Origin of the sequence: Skermanella sp. TT6 (genome assembly GCF_016653635.2) — a bacterium.
Taxonomy (GTDB): Bacteria; Pseudomonadota; Alphaproteobacteria; order Azospirillales; family Azospirillaceae; genus Skermanella; species Skermanella cutis.
Map to the genome: position 1 here is coordinate 804,305 of NZ_CP067421.1, position 17,254 is coordinate 821,558.

The window sequence follows — 17,254 nt, forward strand, 5'->3', positions numbered from 1 at the left end:
CCCTCTGAAGAAAATCCCGACGGATTTCGAGATGCCGTCTGGTCGAAACAGCCCCGGCTCCTGCTGGTTCCTGAATGATGGCGTGACGGCGAGCGCAGTGAATCACCGCCGTTCCGTGTCATGAAGACAAGCTTGGCAGGAGACCCGGGGATCATCGGCATCGCCTCTGTTCCCGCGCCTCGGCATGCCCATGCTGATGCGGCACCAGCGCACGATCGCGATTTTCGATCACGGCGTCGCGGCGGCGGTGCCCGGCTCCCCGCGCTATGACCGCAATCCGCATGTGGGAGACCTGTCCGGAGATGATCCGTAATCGGCAGTGAAACGCCGGACGGCGAATTCGAGAAAAGGCCAGAAGAGACGGCAGAACTCGCCGTTCCCGAAGATCTTCGGCAAATTGCAATCCGGAAGGTCTAGGAGCTCCGGCCTGAGTTCGCCAGCGGCAGCTGAAGAGGAGTGCCTCCACTTACCAGCGGCATATTCACGGCCCGGTGAGATTTTCAAAGAGTCCTGATCGTATGACTTTCCGGCAAGCCTTCGGAAACTAAGGCCAAGCGATAGGAATATGGGCTCCTTGAGCAAGCCAGTTAGGACCGTGCTTCAAACCGTTGATATGTAACGACTTTTTGGCCCTGCCGGAACCCATGCTTTCGCGACGGAAAAGTTTCCCGGCCCGGAGCGCAGGATAGATCAACATCTATGCCTATCTTCCGGAGATACTTACAAGTAAACTCTTGTTAGTATTTGCGGACCAGGATGTTTCCTGCATCATCCTTACTTGGTCCTTAGGTACAATCATGTCTGCTGCACAGGCTCGCGACCGCTTTCCGCACCCGTCCGGTGATATCGATGTTCCCCTTTTCTGCAAGGAGTCAAGGGTCATCGACATTGCGTCGACGGGCCTGCCGGCCGAAGGCGTGGGGACGGCGGGAAGATGTTCCGATCCGGTGTGGACCCGCCTGGCCGGCGCTCTCGTGGGTCCGAATTTCGGGTCCGCCCGGGTCGAGTTCGTCTGGCCGGGCGAACATGGCGGCCGACCGGATCCCGCTGGCCGCCCGCCCGCCAGGCCCGGGCGAGAGCATGTCCTGGCCGAAAGCGAGGAAGCGATCCTGGACGCCATCGCCCGGGGAGACGGTCTGGAGGGAATCCTCGACCGAGTCTGCCGCTCGTCGGATGCCCTGTTCGAGGGGGCGCGCTGCTCCATTCTGCTCGCCGACCCCGGCGGCGACGGCCTGCGGTTGGGGGCCGGGCCGGGCTTGCCCGCGGGGTACGGGGCGGCCGTCGGTTCGATGCCCATCGCCTTGCCCGACGGGCCGCGCGGCTCCGGCGCGGCGGAAGAGGTGATGCTGACCGACGACATCGCCTCCGATCCGGCGTGGCGCGGGTTCGCCGCGTTCGCCCTCGCCCAGGGTATAAGGTCCTGCTGGGCCTTTCCCCTGGGACGGGGCGGAGCGGTGCACGGGTTCCTCATGGTCCACCACCAGGAGCCTCGTGGCCCGAGCGAGGCTGAAGCCGTCCCGGCCCGGCGGCTCGCGAGGCTGGCCGCCCTGTCCGTCCTGCGGAAGCGACAGGACCAGCGCCCGCCGGAAGACGGGGAACGGCTCGCATCGGCGATGCAGGGGGCCAGCATCGGTTTCTGGGAATGGGATATCGGCAAGGGCACGCTGTACTGGTCGCCGCTGCTCAAGCGCATGCTGGGGATGGAACCGAAGGACGAGCCGGTCCCGGGCGTCACGTTCGAGGACCTGCTCCATCCCGACGACCGCGAGAGGGCAGGGGAGGTCCTGCGGCACCATCTGGCCGAACGGGAACCGTACGACGCCGAGTTCCGTGTCCGGCAGGCGACGGGAGCCTACCGATGGATGCGGGTCACCGCCCAGGCCGGGCGGGATGCCGGCGGACGGCCGGTCCATCTCGCCGGGTGCGTCTTCGACGTCACCGATCGGAAGCGGCGCGAGGACGAGCTGAGGGACGCACGCGATGCGGCCGAGGCGGCAAGCCGAGCGAAATCCCGGTTCCTGGCCCATATCGGCCAGGAACTGCGGTCCCCTCTCGCTTCCCTGCTGGGTGTGGGCGAGGTCCTGAAGGACGCCGCCCTCGCACCGCCGAGCGCCCATGCCGGGGAGATCACCGCGATCATCGACCGAGGCGGCCGGCAACTGGCCGGATCGATCAACGAAATCCTCGAGATGGCCCGGCTGGAGTCCGAGCAGGTCGAGTTCCACGAGGAGACGGTCGTCCTGGCGGCGATCCTCGACGAAGCGATCCGATCGGTCCGGGCATCGCGACGGGAAACCCGGCACAAGCTGACGCTCGACCTGCCCAGCCCCCTGCCGGTGCTGTCGGCGGACCGGCACCGCCTGAAGCAGGTGCTGACCTATGTCCTGGGGAACGCGGTCGATTCCTCGCCGACGCACGGCCATATCGCCGTCAAGGTCAGCAGGACGGAAACCGCCCTTGAAATCAGGGTAGAGGATGGCGGCCCCGGAAACGCCGACGAGTTCGCTCCCAGCCTCCTGCATCCTCTCTACCGTCTCGGGAGCGCGACGGCGCGGCCGTACCGGGGCAATGCCCTGGGACTGTTCATTTCCAGCGTCCTGGTGGAACGGCACGGCGGCAGCCTGGAGGTCGAAAGCAGGCCCGACAGCGGCAAGACCGTTCATATCAGCCTGCCGGCGGAACGCCTGGCGGCGGGCAGGCCGATGCCGGCGAACGGATCGAAGGTATGGCGTCACGTCGCGAGAAACGTGATCTGACGGGCCGCGGGAAAGGCCGGCAAACCGCCCTTTCCCGCCTGGAGCCCTTACGGAGCGGCCTGATCGTCGGCCGGCTCGCCGTCGCCGTCCGGGGACCCCATCATAGCACCGGCGACGAGCCCGGCGTTCTCCCGGATCTTCGCCTCGATCACATCCGCCATGTCAGGGTTGGATTTCAGGAAGGTCCGGGCGTTCTCCTTGCCTTGCCCGATCCGCTGGCCGCCGTAGCTGAACCAGGAGCCGGACTTCTCGACGACCCCGGCCTGCACGCCCAGGTCCAGGAGCTCTCCCGTCTTGGAAATGCCTTCGCCGTACATGATGTCGAACTCGACCACCCGGAAGGGCGGAGCCATCTTGTTCTTGACCACCTTCACGCGGGTCTGGTTGCCGACCACGGTCTCCCGGTCCTTGATCGCGCCGATGCGGCGGATGTCGAGACGCTGGGAGGCGTAGAACTTCAGCGCGTTGCCGCCGGTCGTGGTCTCGGGATTGCCGAACATGACGCCGATCTTCAGCCGGATCTGGTTGATGAAGATCACCGTGCAATTGGACTTGGAGATCGAGCCGGTCAGCTTGCGGAGCGCCTGGCTCATCAGGCGCGCGTGGCGGCCGACATGGCTGTCGCCCATCTCGCCTTCCAGTTCGGCGCGCGGCACCAGGGCCGCCACGCTGTCGACCACCAGCACATCGATGGCGCCCGAGCGCACCAGCGTATCGACGATTTCCAGAGCCTGCTCGCCCGCATCGGGCTGGGAGATCAGCAGCTCGTCCACGTCGACGCCCAGCTTGCGGGCATAGGCGGGATCGAGCGCATGCTCCGCGTCGACGAAGGCGCAGATGCCGCCGCTTTTCTGGGCCTGGGCGATGACATGCAGCGTAAGCGTCGTCTTGCCCGAGCTTTCCGGGCCGTAGATCTCGATGATGCGCCCCTTGGGCACCCCACCGATGCCGAGCGCGATGTCGAGTCCCAGCGAACCGGTGGAGATCGCCTCCACCGCGGGCATCTCGGCGCCGCCCCCGAGCTTCATGATGGCGCCCTTGCCGAACGAGCGTTCGATCTGGGTCAGGGCGGCGTCAAGGGCTTTCCGGCGGTCCGGAATGGTCTCGGCCAACCTTGACGGGGATGAGGACATTGCAGCGCTCCCAAAATCACAGTGGCACCATATGTACTCTTTTTGTTCCAGGTTTTCAGGGTACGGGGCCGTCCGTCCCGATGCTCATTAGGGGTAGCGCGGCGCATGGGATCGGCTGGACTCCGCGACTTCCGGACCGCCGCGCCGCCCTATCCCATCCGGATAGTTGCCCAGCCTGGGAAGCAGCTGTACTGTCGCCCAGGATAGAACGAATCATGAACATTCCGAGCGCCCGATCGTGCCGTACCCGCGCCTGGACGGCCTGGGAACAGGGGCGGGCCCGATGACGGAGGAAACATCATGACACGGACGGGCCAAGCCATCGGGGAACTCGTCGCGCGCCTGCAGGGTACGGGCATGATCCGCAGGGGAAAGGCGGGCACCCCAGGGGCGTCGGACCTTCTGATCGCCTACACCCGGCGGGCCGCCCTGGGACTGGTCGTCCTGGGCGCCGTCACAGGGGTGGCCTGCCGGATCGGCAAGGAGCCCCCGGACCGGGATCCGCAGGCCGCGGCGGCGGAGGGCTCCGGCCAGTCCAGGACGCTGGACGACGTTCTGGCGGAAGCGGGCGAGCCGGAGGAGGAAGCCCCCGGAACGGACGGGTCCGGCATCGGGAGCCTCGTCGCGCGCCTCAACCGCCAAGCCGGGACCCTCGCGGCGATCGACGAGGCCGCCGCCAGCGTCGGCGCTCCCGCACGCCTGATGCGCGCCATGGCGAGCCTGGAGTCCAGCCTCGATGCCGCGGCCAGGGCATCGACGAGTTCCGCGACCGGACTTTACCAGTTCATCGAGACGACCTGGCTCTCCAAGGTCCGGAGCCATGGACGGAAATACGGTCTCGGCCATCTCGCCCGGCATATCCGGAGAGGACCGCTGGGCGAGCCCGTCGTCGACGATCCCGGTGTCCGCGAACAGATCCTGGCCCTGCGCAAGGACGCAAGGCTGAGCGCCTTCCTGGCGGCGGAACTGACGGTCGACAATACCCGGCGCCTCCAGAAGCTGATGGCGCGCCCGGTCACGCAGACCGAGATCTACTTGGCCCACGTCCTCGGCGTGGCCGGGACGGCGCGCTTCCTGAAGGCTGCCGACAGCACGCCCGACACGATCGGCGCCTCGATGTTCCCGAAGGAGGCCAGGGCGAACCCGGGACTCTTCCTGATGGGCGGTCAGCCGGCGACGCTTGGGGAAATCCGGAAGCGGTTCATCGCCAAGATGTCCAGGCTCGACCTCCCCGATCGGCTGGCCGCCATCGACCGCATCGCTCCGGCGCGGCAGGTCGCGGCGGACGGGGATGACGAATTGGCGCGGTTGGTAGAGTGGCGCGACCGGACGGGCGAGGAGCAGGTCGCCGCTTCGGCGCTGCGCTGACGTCGCGCCCGCGCCGGGGATCGGACGCAGGTGGCGAATATGGTGGTATGTCAGAATAAATCATCTGGAATGAATTATCGCCGCTTGCCTTGTGGAGCCTGGTATATTAGTTTTTGCACTGCAGCAGCGATGCTGCATACGCCTCTTTGGGCGTTTCCTCCCTAGACTCAAGGCCACCCCTCGGGGTGGCCGTCTTTTTTTCCCCATGAACGATCCGCCGGCAGGATTGCGACGGCCGGCAACGGCGAGGCCCCCGCGTCATCTCCGGTCCTGCCGCCACTGGTCCGCCATCAGGAGCAGAAGGGCCCAGGCATAGACCGATCCGATGGTGGCCTGCTGCCATCCCGGAGCGGACATGAACCGGTCGAGCAGGACCGGCACCGGAATGACCAGCAGGCAGGCCGCCACCGCCAGCGCCGGGGTCAGCGGAGGCCTTAAGAACAGCGGAAGCAGGAACAGGGTGTAATGGATCCAGGCCAGCGGCGAGGCGAGCAGGGCGCCCAGCAGGCCGAGAGCGCTGGCCCGCAGGGGATCCGGCCGGTACCGGCGTGCCCAGAAGGCGAGACCGGCGAGCAGGACGAGGCTCGCCGCCAGGCCGGCAGTGCCGTATCCGAACCTTAGGAACAGTCCGGGCAGCGATGTATTGGTCAGGAAGACGCCGCGCTGCGCGTCCTGCGACAACACGTCGAGCCAGAGCCGGTAGACTCCGGGCCCGTACAGCGCCGCCGGTGCGAGACTCAGCACGGCCGCGCAGCCGGCGGCGGCGAAGGCGACCCGCGGGTATCCCGCCAGAAGCAGCAGGCCGGGCCAGACCAGGAAGTTCGGCTTGACCGCGACGACCACCCCGATCAGCAGCCCCGCCGCCAGCAGCCGGCCGCGTTCCAGGAGCAGCCAGGCACCGGCGGCGGCGAGTGCCAGGGGCACATAGATCTGCCCCAGCACCAGCGTGTCCCAGAAGCCTGCCGCAGCCCATGCCGCCAGTGCGGGTACCAGCGGAGCCTCGGGCCGGTAACGGCGGACCAGCAGGGAGACCAGGGCGGCGTATGCCACCGCCGTGACCGCCCACCAGAGCCGGAACGCTTCCGCCGGGTCGAGATATGAGAGCGGCTGGAACAGAAGCAGCGAGACCGGCGGGTTGAGGTTCTGGTTCCAGCTTTCGAATCCGGGCAGTTCGACGCGGAACGTCAGCCCGGGATAGATGCCGTAGGGATCGAGCCCCTCCGCCGCGGCCCGTCCCGCCCCCATGAAGGAGCCGAAGTCCCACAGCAGGGATCCCGGCAGCGACCGCTGGAGCTGCCACACGATCAGCGCCGTCAGGGCGGCCGCCAGCAGGGCCGTGGGAACGGCATGGGCCGGCTTGTCCGTTCTCCCGCGCGGCGACGTCATGAGCTGCTCCTTACCGTCTCGAGTTCCTCGGTGCCGGGCGCGCGCTCCCCCGGCGGCAGCAGGCGCATGAGCGCATGGTCCGCCCCGCAGGCCACGGCGTGGACCGGAAGCCCGTCGGGCCATCCGGCGCAGCCCCGGTTGAAAACGATGATGTAGACGTCGGTGGCGTCGCTCCTCCTCGTCACGGCGTCCACCCGGTCGACGAGCGAAGCCAGCCGGTCCGCGGTTCCGACCCGGGCGATCGGGTTGACGGCGAGATCCAGCAGCGCCCGGTCGGCCGGGGTGAAGATCAGCGGGTTCTGGCCTTCCCGGGCGAAGATGTTCACGACGACGGAGTTCCGCTGCAGGGCCGCATAGGCCGCCGTGTGCTCGTGGGCGGGCCGCACGTGCCGGGTCGTGAACCAGTCGCCCAGCTCGAACGGGGCCGCCTCGGCCGGGACCAGGATCGCGCCGGCCGGCAACTCTTCCAGGGACTGTCTGACGGCGGCGAAGCCGCGATCCTGGCGGGCCCAGTCCTGAGCCATCAGCGCGCCGCGCGCGCCTACCGCCAGGACCAGTCCGAGGGCGAAGATCATGGCGGACCTGGGAGCGGGCCGGGCGGGCGCCAGGGCTGCCGCCAGGAGCAGCGCGGCGGGAAGAGCTATCCGCGAGTCGAGGAAGTAGGATCCCATGGCGGAGTAGGGGAGCGTCAAGACCAGCAGGGTATAGATCGCCGCCAGTCCAGCCAGGCCCCGGTGCAGGGTGACGCGGCGGCTCGCCAGCAGGACCAGGATCGCGACGCAAGCCGCCACCAGGGTCGTGGTGTCCAGGACCGTGTTGCCGGTGGAGAGCAGGCGCGTGAAGGGCGACAGCTTCTGCCAGGCGGTGAAGTCGAACCGAAGCTCCAGCGGCAGCCCGTTCGCCGGGCTTGCGGCCAGGTAGAGCGCGAGGGCGGGAACGAAGATGGCGGCCGACGCCGCGAGCCGGCGTGCTGCCGACCGTAGCGCGCGGGGGCGCGCCGTCCAGGCATGGCCCAGCTCAAGGGCCGCGATCCCGACGGCGAAGAGGCCGAATGCCACCATGTGCGCCAGAAGCAGCACGACGGCGAAGGCGGCGCCCGCCGCGAGCTGGCCGCCGCGCGACCGGCGTCCGAGATACAGCCACGCCGCCAGCCCCCATAACAGCAGCCCCACGCCCAGCATGTAGTTCAGGAAGCCCCAGAGCATCACCTCGTTCCAGGCCAGGGCCGCTGCCAGAAGCGGCCAGACCGAGGGGCGGCCCGTCGCCGCGGAACCGAGCGCCAGGGTACCGGTGACGGTCAGGACCAGCAACAGGCCAAGCAGCACCTTGCCCGCCAATTCGATCCCGAGCGCCGGCGCGAGGGCCAGAAGCACGAGGTCCGAGAGGACGTTGGGCAACAGCAGGCTGTCCGCCGTGAAGTTGGACGCGAAGGCCGGGACGGCGTCCAGGTGGGCCAGGATATGGACCCGCGCCAAATGGCTCGGATAGTCGAAGATCGGCGGCGTGTCGGCCGTCAGCAAGGGCAGTGCCGCAAGGCCGATGAGGACGAAGGCGAGCATCGCCAGAGCTCCGCCCGTCCTCCTGGAGAGTCCATGCGGGCACGATCCCGCTCCGTGGGCTTGGTCGGTCACCTGCCCTCCGTGGGCTGCTGGGACGTCACCGCACGGGACTGCGTGGGACGCGGGTCTGGCGGATCACGGTGCCGGGGCCGCAACGGGGGAGCCGGCGGGGCCGGGGTCGGGGAGGATGGACATCCGCGCGTCGCGATCCCGGTTATGCATTGTGAACTCCTCGATGCAGCGAAGGCGGAATACAGGTGAATGGTCACCGCGCCGTGCCCGGCGGTGCCGTTTCCGTGAAAGTCCAATGCGCGCTTCTTGTTATTCGGCAGGATGAAAGGCCGGACGGAAGGCCAAGCCGTATCCGGACGGATCGGCATGGCCGCCGGCCTGCAGACTGGAAAGACAGTCCGGCGGGAGCGGAAGTTCCGAATTTTTTACAGGATTGGAAAAATCGCCGCATCGGCGCCGGATCGTCGCCACTCCGATTCCGGGTGCCGGCCGAGCTGACCGGCACCCGGACCGGAACCCGGTTCCGGGGTTGGCGGACCGGGGCGACGCCCGTTACCTGACGCCGGGAGCCACGGCGGCGGGCTTGCCGCTGCCCAGGCTGCGCATGGCCAGCAGGCAGGCGACCGGCCACACGACCGCGCCGGCCCACCAGAGATTCAGGCCGCCTGCGATCAGCGCCATTCCGATCAGGCCGGCCTGGACCACGTAGTAGGTCATCGGCAGCAGCGCCATCCGGATCAGGTCGCCCTCGCGGTTGACCAGACCAACGGTCGCCGACGCCGCCACCACGTTATGCACGCAGATCATGTTGCCGGCGGCACCGCCGACGGCCTGCAGGGTCACCACGAGTGCGGCGCCTCCGGACGCCAGCCCGATATTGACCGCCGTGGAGAACTGGAACAGCGAGAACATCATGTTGCTGACCGTGTTCGATCCGGCGATGAAGGCGCCGAGCGCGCCCACGATCGGAGAGACCAGGGGCCAGAACTCGCCCGACACGGCCGACACGCCGCCGGCCAGCACCAGCGGCATGCTGGCATGTTCGGGCGACGCGGAATTGATGAAGACCTGCACCATCGGCACGGCGAGCAGCAGGGCCGGCGCCGCCTTGATCATCGTGCTGCCCGACAGCGACCAGACGGCGCGGTAGCTTCCGTCCTTGCCCATGCCCTGGAAGAAATAGGCGAACAGAGACACCAGGACGAACACCGTTCCCGGCAGGTAGAGCGGCTGGGACGAGGCCGAGATGCCGGACCCGAACATGTTGGCCCAACTCAGCGTCATCTCGGGAGAGGTGAGGAACGCCTTCAGGGGATCGATCACGCGCGTTGCGATCAGCAGCGCGGCCACCAGCAGGTAAGGCGTCCAGGCCTTCAGCAGCGACATGGGCTGCTCATGCTCGACCGCCTGCTGGGACTGCTCCAGGGTGCCGATCCAGCGGGCCTCCCAGTTCTTCCGCGGCCCGAAATCGAAGACCTCGCGCGGCAGGAACAACCCGCGCCGGGCAGCGGGGATGACGATCCCGAGCCCGATCATGGCGCCGATCAGCGACGGGAACTCCGGCCCGAACGCGGCCGCGACGAGATAGTAGGGCAGGGTGAAGGCGATGCCGGCGAACAGCGCGAACTTCCAGGCGGCGAACCCCTCGGCGAAGGAGCGTCTCGGTCCGAAGAACCGGGTGATCATCGAGACCATGATCAGCGGGATCAGGAAGCCGACCAGCGCATGGACCATCGCGACGTTGACGGCGATGTGGACCAGATAGTCGCCGAAGGCCATCGGCGCGATGGTGGTGTTGACGATCTCCTGGTTGGCGAGGCCGGTGCTGACGCCCAGCAGGATCGGCGTCCCGACCGCGCCGAACGAGACCGGCGTGCTCTGGATGATCAGGGCCGCCAGCACCGCCGCCATGGCCGGGAAACCGATGGCGACCAGCAGCGGCGCCGCGATCGCCGCCGGCGTGCCGAAGCCAGAGGCGCCCTCCACCAGCGATCCGAACAGCCAGGCGATCAGGATCGCCTGCACGCGCCGGTCGGGTGAGATCGAGGTGAAACCCTGCCGGATCCGGGCGATGGCCCCGCTCTCCTCGAGCGTGTACAGCAGCAGGATAGCCCCGAACACGATGTAGAGGACGTTGATCGCCGTCACCAGGCCGTTGACCGACGCACCCATGACCTTCTCGATCGGGGTGCCCCACAGGGCGAGGGCGATCAGGGCGGTGGCGGCATAGGCGACCGCCATGGTCAGCTTGGCCGACCGGCGAAGGGCGACCAGCAGGACGAACACGATGCAGATCGGCATCAATGCTAGGAGAAATTGCAGACTTTGAGGCATGTAGACTCCGGTGTTTCCTCGGCTTTATCGTCGTTCTCGCGCGCCGGCACTATATGGGACCGCGGCAGGGCAGGTCAGTAGCCGGATGGGGAAACACGGATGCAGCGGGACGGGGCCAAGAGGATACCGTTTATGTGATAATATTAGTTATGGAAATAGCCGATCGACGCGGTGATCCATGTCTGCCGCTGATCAGGGAAAGATAGAGTTCCGCCGCTGCGAGGTTCGGCACCCAGCAAAGCCACGCGATGGCCGGATAGGCGGCCGTGGGATCGATCCCCGCGAACAATGCCGTCGGCAGGTAGATGCGAAGCGTGACGGCGGCCAGGGTCAGGGCGAACGACCGGATCATCCATCGGCGGTGCCCGGCGAAGTCCCGTTTCAAGACCGCCCGCAGCGCCAGGGCGGTCGAGACCAGCCAGATGATCGCCAGAGCGAGGAACCCGTAGCGGGCGACGGCTCCGGTGGAAACACCGATCGCCAGCCAAATTCCAGCGACCCCGCCGGTCAGGCAGGCGGCGACATAGACGCGGCCGGCCCAGCGATGGAGGCCGGGATAGCGCGCCCGGATGGAGGCCAGGAACTGGAACGGTCCCACCAACAGGGCTGACGCGGCCGCAGCGGCATGCAGCGCGAGCCAAGGGTCGAAGAATCGGTTGGCCGCGACGATCCCCGGGACGGTGCCGATCCCGAGGACATAGCGAGAGGACACCGACGCGACCAGGACGGACATGAGTGCCATGACGGCCCACGCGATCCGGACCGATCCGCGCCGCGCCGGTGCCGGGTCCGTGGCGTGGTCCGGGGATGAAGTGGCCATATGCGATCCTCGCGATGCCGCAGGACTGCGGGGACATCCGCGGTGTCCTGCATCCCTGCCCTGCCCCGTCACGTGGCGAAATCAACTCTTCATGGTAATATCATTTATCCGGTTCTCGCCGCCGGATCTTTCCTGGCATTCAGCGTCAGCTACCTGCTGCTTCCGGCAACGATACGTGAAACGGCGTTTCCCCGCCATCGAGCTCGACAGGCCACTGAACTCCCGGTCGAGGCGGCCGACCGCGCGGGGAACCCCGCCGCGGTCGGCCAGTTATCTTGGATAGTGCCTGCGAACGAGGGGCGCGCACCCGGCGTGGCCGGATCGGCAGTAACCGGTGAGCGCATCCGGGCAACCTGAAAAGAACCATCGGAAAGGAGAAGGTCGTGCCGCAGAACGCTCGATCAGATCAAAACCATCGCCAGGACCAGCCAACCACGGTATCCGGGGACGACGCACGACAAGGGCAGATCGTTCTCAACACGCCGGCGCGCCGGTGGATCTTCATCGTCGGGCTGGTCGGATTCGTGGTGTTGGCGTTCCTGCTCGCGATCCTTTCCTGAAGGCGTCCTCGCCAGCCGGCTCCGCCATGTCGCTCTTCCGGTCCCTCGGGAAGGGAGCCGCCGTTGAACTCGGCGCGGTCTGTACCGAAACGGCTGGTTGAAGCTGCCGGTCAGCGTGCGGTTCACACAGGCTGCCGTTCCACTCGCCGCACTGCCAGGGACAAATTTGCAGAACTTGACGCACTCGTTTCCGGAAGCGTGTGACGGGTGTCCGGGCTCGTGCCGGACCGGTCACCGTGACGATGCCTGCCCGGAGACCGGCAGCCTGAGCGTCGAGCCGGGAGCCAGGCATTCGCACCTTCCCCGGCATGACACCTGGATCGGCGACGGGTTGCCGGGATCGGACGCGAGTTCCAGCCATTCGGAATCCAGCCTGATCTCGTAGGCGCCGGACCGGTAGGCGAACTCGAACGCGATCCAGCCGAGATCGTCCGGCGGGGCCGGATCGAATTCGATCCCGTCGAGACGCGGCGTCATTCCCGCGAAATGCCGCTGGACGACGTCGATGGTGGCGGCCATCGCGCCGAGATGGACGCCCTCGTCCGTGCCGGAATGCCCCGTCTCGCCGTCGGGGCGGAGGGCGCCCCAGTACAGGGTCCCCGCCCTGGCCGGCTCCAGGCGAGACAGCGCGCCGGCATAGACCAGGTCCGACAGGCTGGATTCATGGGTGGTGCGCTTCAGGTAATAATCGCCCGTCCTGCACAGCTGCTCCGGCGTGATCCGGTAGCCGCAGCGCCCGGCGATGTCCGCCAGCTCTCGTTCCGACAGCAGGTAGAGCAGCATCATCGTGTCGGCCTGCTTGACCACCTGGTATCGATTGACGTCGTCGCCGCGGGCCTCGAGCGCCCAGTCGGTCCGCCGGCCCTCCAGTTCCTCCCTGAAGCTGTCCAGGTCGACCTCGATCAACTGGTCGAATCCCTCGAACTGCCCGATGACGCCGTCGTCGTGGATGACGAGGCGCATGTTCCGGGTGATATCGTCCCAGCGCGCGAAATCCTCCCGCCCGAGACCCAGGCTCTCCAGGATCTCGCCGGCGCGCCGGTCGGGCAGGAGCCGGAGGACCTCGGCGGCGCGGGCCAGCGTCCAGGCGGCCATCACGTTGGTGAAGGTGTTGTTGCGGAGACCCGGCTCACCGGTCGCAGGGTCGAGCGTGTGGTACTCGTCCGGTCCGATCACGCCGTGGATCTCATAGCGGCCGGACCCTCCGGCCCGTGCCAGGCTGGCCCAGAAGCGGGCGATCTCCAGGATCATCGTGGCGCCGTAGCTGCTCAGGAACTCCCGGTCGCCGGTCGCGTGGAAGTAGCGCCAAGCCTGATAGGCGATCACCGATCCGACATGGCGCTGCCGATAGGTGTGGTCCCGCATCCAGCGCCCGGAGAGCGGATTGTACTGGAGGCGCGGCGTCACCTCCCTGCCGTCCGCAGCACTGCGCCAGGGATACATGGCACCCCGCAGCCCGCACAGCCTGGCCGCCTTCCGCGCGGCGTCGAGCCGCCTGTACCGGTAGACCAGCAGCGATCGCGCGACATCGGGTAGCCGGGTCGCCAGCACCTCCGACGAGAAGACCGAGTCCCAGAAGATGTGGCCGTGGTAGCCCTCCTGCCAGCCGCGGGACGGGATGCCGGTGTCGTACGAGGCGGTATGCGGCGATGTGTTCTGGAACAGGTAGGACGCATGGAACTCGAGGGCGTTCCCGAGATCCTCGCGCTCCGTCCTGATCCGGCAGCCTTTCCAGATCCGCCGCCAGGCGCTCCGGTGCGCGTCGAGCAGGCCGTCGAAGTCGGGAAGCTCGGCGATGAGGCCGCATGCCGCCTCGTCCGGCTCCGAGATCGCGGGATCCCGGGACGTCAGGATCACAGCCGCCTTCTCGATCAGGATCGAGCGGCCGGCCTCGGCGCGGCAGAAGACATGCTGCGCGATCGCGGCATCGCTCCTGCGCACCGCGGTTTCCTCGACCGTGACGCCGCTCACCCGGGTCCGGGCGGCCACGCCGATCCGGACGTGCGACTGGTTCGTCTCGGCCCCGACCAGAAGGATGCCGGGTCCGACCTCCTCCAGCCGCCTGATCAGCAGATGGCGGCCGTCGTAGTGGCGGTGCCGGGCCACGCCGGCGTTCTCGACCGCTCCGTCGATCAGGGACCTGATCTCGATCCGGCCGGACCAGTCGAGCGGCGTCAGCTCGACCTGCAGGGCGGCGACATTGGGCTGGCACATGCTGACCAGCCGACGTTCGCGCAGACGGAAGCGCACTCCCGCGGACCGGAGCGTCGCCTCGCGCAGCGTGATCGCTTCCGCGGCATCGAGGGAATGGCGATAGTCCAGGATCTCCGCGCTCTCGATCCCGCACCAGCCCTCGGCGCGGTCGGTCCGGAATTCGAGGGGCAGCCAATTGGGCAGGTTCACCAGGGACTCGTTCTCGACCGCCTCGCCCTCTATGGTGTCGCCGAGCCGGTTGTAGGTTCCTCCGTGGTAGGTTCCGGGATAATGCGACTCCCCGCCGGTCGCGCTGGTCGTGGCGCCCCTGACGCTGAGGACACCGTTGCCGAGCAGAAGCAGTGATTCACGCCGACGCTCGTCCTCCGCCGAATAGGCGTCGAAAGTGCAGACAAGGTGCGGCACCTCGCTCATCTCAGGCTCAGGCACAGGCCTGCACTCTGTCGGCGATCTTGGGCAGCAGGCGATCCAGTCTCTGCCTGTCGGGATAGGATTCCTGGGAGCGGTAGCCCGTCACTGCCAGCCCGGAGGCCGCGACCGCCATGCAGGCCGCTTCCACCGGGTTCCTGTTCTCGAGCAGGGCGACGGCGAGGCCGCCGGTAAAGGCATCGCCCGCCCCCGTGCTGTCGACGACGTCCATGTCGACCGCCGGGACCAGCGTGAATTGCCGCCCATGGGCCAGGACGCAGCCCCCGTCCGCCATCTTGACGCAGACCATCGCGATGCCCCTGTCCGCCAGGCGGGATGCCGCCCGCCGCGCGGCATCGCTGCCGTCCACCGCGATGCCGGTCAATTGCTCCGCCTCCTTGGCGTTGGGCGCGATGGCGAAGACGCGCCCCAGGACGTCCGCCTCGACCCGGTCGGCGCTGGATGGGTCGAGCACGATCCGCAGGCCGCGCGACGCCGCCGCCTCCGTCGCGGCCCTGACGACATCCGCGGGAACCTCGTAGTCGACGGCCAGCACCGATCCTTCCGGAGCAGCGGCGATCGCGCCGACCGCGTCCCTGACCGCGGCGTCGTCCCAGCGATCGTTGGCGTTGGGGGCGAGCACGATGCTCTTCTTGCCGTCCGGCGGGACGGTGATCATGGAAACGGCGGTGGCGGTCCGCGGGGCGGTCGAGACGTGGCGCAGGTCGATGCCGGCCCGCCGGAGCGGCGCGAGGGCCTGCTCCCGCAGATCGTCGTCGCCGACCCGGCCGATCAGGACCGCCCGGTGCCCGAGCCTGCGGGCCAGCAGCGCCACGTTGGCAGCCTTTCCGCCGCCGACGCGGGCGAAGTCATGGGCCATCAGGGTGAGCCCCTCCGCCAGGGGCTCGTCGACGCGCACCTCGAAATCGGCGTTGATGCTGCCGAGCGAAAGAAGCACCGGTTCGTGCAAGGCCTGATCTCCGTCGCTGGGGAGCGTCGCTGCGCGATCGCCTCCTTAAAGGTCAAGACAACATCCAGGCAAGCCCGATGTCACGGTGGCCCTTTCAGGATGTCGGGGCATGGACCTCGGCGTGCGCGATGCGGTCGAGCCGCCGGGCGGCGGGCTGGTCCAGCTTGCGCAGGAGCGCCAGACGGGCTCCCAGCAGATGTTTCCTGACGGCTTGGAGCGGGATATCGAGTTGTCGTGCGGCCTCCTGATAGCTCAGTCCCTGCACGCATACCAGCATGAGCGCCGATCGCCCCTCTGCCGGCAGGGCCTCGACCTCTCGGCGCACCTGCGCCAGGGTCGAAGGCAGATACGAGGTCTTCATTTCTTCTACTCTCGCATGCCGCTCTCTGATCGAGGGCAGGAGAAGGCTACGCCCCCGACCGGATTTTCGACATGATGCAGGTCAAGTTTCCGGGTTCGAGACCTCTCTATTCCGACTTAAGCGGCCCGGTGCAGGGTTCGTCCGGTCGCGTGCCGGACATGCCGAAAGAACGGGGTGGCACGTCGTCGGGACCCGCTTGGCCGACAACCCGGAAGAGCCACGCCACTCCCGGGTCCATCATGGCGGCCCGGGTCGCGACGGCCTGGATCCTGGTGGCCGGTCCCGGGAGCGGCGCCTCGACGCAGATGAGGCCGAAACGCTCGGCATGCATCTCCACCAGGTGCCTCGGCAAGGCCGCCAGCAAGTCGGTCCCGGCCAGGAGCGCGAGGGCCTGCATGAAGTTCGGCACGGTCACCGCGACCCGCCTCGAACGCCCGACCGCGGCGAGCGCCTCGTCGAATATCCCGTGCGCGTCGCCCGTCAGGGAGACGACCAGGTGCCGCATCTCGCAGTAGAGTTCGAGGCTGGGGTCGGCGGAGAAAGGATGGCCGGCCCGCGCCGCGACCACGAAGTCCTCCTCGTAGAGTGTTTGTGCCGCGAAGCGCTGGGGGATCTCGTCCAGAGGGACGATGGCGAGGTCGATGGCGCGGACCTCCAGATCGTCCAGCACGGCCTGCCACGCGCGCCGGGGGTCCACGGTGCCGGGCTTGGGGAGGAGCTGCCGCAAATCGAGGTCGATTCCCGGGCCCTCGCGGCCGAGCGCGGCGAGGATCGGGACCAGGAGCACCGCGGAGACCCCGTCCGGCGCGCCGATCGTGAAGCGCCGCCTGGAGCGGGCCGGGTCGAACCGCTCCGCCGCCGCCATCACCCGCCGGACGCCCGATAGGACCTCCGCGATGGGCAAGGCCAGTTCCAGCGCGCGGGCGGTCGGCACCACCCCCCGCGGCGTCCTCAGGAAGACCGGGTCCTGGAGCATCCGCCGCAGGCGCCCGAGCCCATGGCTGACCGCCGAAGGGGAGAGACTCAGCCTCTCCGCGGCACGGCCGACATGCCCCTCCTGCAACACCGCCTCGAACAGCACGAGGAGGTTGAGGTCGGCTCGCGAGAGATCGATGTCCTTCATGGTCCGATGCCCGGGATGCGTTCCCCATCCTACCCGACGATGGCGGTGTCGTGCTCGGCCGGCGTCGCCGATATCCCGGAATCGCCGCCGGGCCGATGGATTTGCAGGTGCGGGAGACCGACAAAGTCCGTTCCTGCACTCCCAGGGTCGTGAATTCCGTGCAGCGAGGTGCTGAATACTCGTCGTTTGCCTCCGGCCATTCGATGCGGGAAGTCTACGGGCAGCGAAATCGGCAACGAAGGGACGGGGA

13 protein-coding genes are annotated in these 17,254 nt (G+C 67.9%); 4 read left to right on the forward strand and 9 right to left on the reverse strand.

Annotated elements, in window-relative coordinates; all coding sequences use genetic code 11:
• The first annotated feature begins 184 nt into the window (after positions 1-184).
• A complete protein-coding gene (locus IGS68_RS36090; RefSeq protein WP_256445791.1) occupies positions 185-313 on the forward strand; it encodes a hypothetical protein in 129 nt (42 codons plus the stop codon).
• A gap of 634 nt (positions 314-947) precedes the next feature.
• A complete protein-coding gene (locus IGS68_RS31525) occupies positions 948-2,756 on the forward strand; it encodes an ATP-binding protein (protein ID WP_201082275.1) in 1,809 nt (602 codons plus the stop codon).
• 47 nt (positions 2,757-2,803) lie between these two features.
• Here IGS68_RS31525 and recA read toward each other — a convergent pair whose 3' ends face one another.
• Entirely contained in the window at positions 2,804-3,889 is a 1,086-nt protein-coding gene (gene recA / locus IGS68_RS31530) for a recombinase RecA (RefSeq protein ID WP_201082277.1), read from the reverse strand.
• Between the two features lie 300 nt (positions 3,890-4,189).
• Between recA and IGS68_RS31535 the strand changes: the two genes are divergently transcribed.
• Complete coding sequence (locus IGS68_RS31535; RefSeq protein WP_201082280.1) at positions 4,190-5,257, forward strand: hypothetical protein; 1,068 nt, start codon at positions 4,190-4,192, stop codon at positions 5,255-5,257.
• A gap of 258 nt (positions 5,258-5,515) precedes the next feature.
• On the opposite strand, the gene IGS68_RS31540 is transcribed toward IGS68_RS31535, so the two are convergent.
• From IGS68_RS31540 to IGS68_RS31555, 4 genes are all read right to left on the reverse strand, one after another.
• Positions 5,516-6,643, reverse strand: coding sequence for a glycosyltransferase family 87 protein (locus tag IGS68_RS31540; RefSeq protein ID WP_201082282.1), 1,128 nt, complete (start codon positions 6,641-6,643; stop codon positions 5,516-5,518).
• Entirely contained in the window at positions 6,640-8,202 is a 1,563-nt protein-coding gene (locus IGS68_RS31545; protein ID WP_201082284.1) for a hypothetical protein, read from the reverse strand. Before IGS68_RS31545 ends, IGS68_RS31540 begins: the two co-directional genes overlap by 4 nt.
• Positions 8,203-8,766: 564 nt before the next feature.
• Positions 8,767-10,548, reverse strand: a complete 1,782-nt coding sequence (locus IGS68_RS31550) for an L-lactate permease (protein ID WP_201082286.1) — start codon at positions 10,546-10,548, stop codon at positions 8,767-8,769.
• Between the two features lie 130 nt (positions 10,549-10,678).
• Positions 10,679-11,368, reverse strand: a complete 690-nt coding sequence (locus tag IGS68_RS31555) for a DUF2306 domain-containing protein (protein WP_201082288.1) — start codon at positions 11,366-11,368, stop codon at positions 10,679-10,681.
• 383 nt (positions 11,369-11,751) lie between these two features.
• Between IGS68_RS31555 and IGS68_RS31560 the strand changes: the two genes are divergently transcribed.
• The gene (locus IGS68_RS31560; protein WP_201082290.1) at positions 11,752-11,928 is read left to right on the forward strand and encodes a hypothetical protein; all 177 of its coding nucleotides are present in this window, start codon (positions 11,752-11,754) and stop codon (positions 11,926-11,928) included.
• A gap of 231 nt (positions 11,929-12,159) precedes the next feature.
• Here the strand turns inward: IGS68_RS31560 and IGS68_RS31565 are convergent, their stop codons facing one another.
• The 4 genes from IGS68_RS31565 to IGS68_RS31580 all read right to left on the reverse strand — a co-directional run bounded on the left by IGS68_RS31565 (position 12,160) and on the right by IGS68_RS31580 (position 17,004).
• A complete protein-coding gene (locus IGS68_RS31565) occupies positions 12,160-14,556 on the reverse strand; it encodes a glycoside hydrolase family 65 protein (RefSeq protein WP_201082292.1) in 2,397 nt (798 codons plus the stop codon).
• 7 nt (positions 14,557-14,563) lie between these two features.
• Positions 14,564-15,520 (reverse strand): PfkB family carbohydrate kinase, encoded by a 957-nt coding sequence (locus IGS68_RS31570; protein WP_201082293.1) that lies wholly within the window; start codon positions 15,518-15,520, stop codon positions 14,564-14,566.
• Between the two features lie 94 nt (positions 15,521-15,614).
• A complete protein-coding gene (locus tag IGS68_RS31575; protein ID WP_201082294.1) occupies positions 15,615-15,881 on the reverse strand; it encodes an RNA polymerase sigma factor in 267 nt (88 codons plus the stop codon).
• A 106-nt stretch (positions 15,882-15,987) separates the two neighbouring features.
• Positions 15,988-17,004, reverse strand: a complete 1,017-nt coding sequence (locus IGS68_RS31580; protein WP_201082295.1) for a LysR family transcriptional regulator — start codon at positions 17,002-17,004, stop codon at positions 15,988-15,990.
• Positions 17,005-17,254 lie beyond the last annotated feature (250 nt).

Bases quoted from the DNA above. Each gene is read 5' to 3' on its own strand.
- IGS68_RS36090 (WP_256445791.1), top strand. From the start codon at position 185: ATGCCCATGCTGATGCGGCACCAGCGCACGATCGCGATTTTCGATCAC.
- recA (WP_201082277.1), bottom strand. From the start codon at position 3,889: ATGTCCTCATCCCCGTCAAGGTTGGCCGAGACCATTCCGGACCGCCGG.
- IGS68_RS31535 (WP_201082280.1), top strand. From the start codon at position 4,190: ATGACACGGACGGGCCAAGCCATCGGGGAACTCGTCGCGCGCCTGCAG.
- IGS68_RS31540 (WP_201082282.1), bottom strand. From the start codon at position 6,643: ATGACGTCGCCGCGCGGGAGAACGGACAAGCCGGCCCATGCCGTTCCC.
- IGS68_RS31545 (WP_201082284.1), bottom strand. From the start codon at position 8,202: ATGCTCGCCTTCGTCCTCATCGGCCTTGCGGCACTGCCCTTGCTGACG.
- IGS68_RS31550 (WP_201082286.1), bottom strand. From the start codon at position 10,548: ATGCCTCAAAGTCTGCAATTTCTCCTAGCATTGATGCCGATCTGCATC.
- IGS68_RS31555 (WP_201082288.1), bottom strand. From the start codon at position 11,368: ATGGCCACTTCATCCCCGGACCACGCCACGGACCCGGCACCGGCGCGG.
- IGS68_RS31565 (WP_201082292.1), bottom strand. From the start codon at position 14,556: ATGAGCGAGGTGCCGCACCTTGTCTGCACTTTCGACGCCTATTCGGCG.
- IGS68_RS31575 (WP_201082294.1), bottom strand. From the start codon at position 15,881: ATGAAGACCTCGTATCTGCCTTCGACCCTGGCGCAGGTGCGCCGAGAG.
- IGS68_RS31580 (WP_201082295.1), bottom strand. From the start codon at position 17,004: ATGAAGGACATCGATCTCTCGCGAGCCGACCTCAACCTCCTCGTGCTG.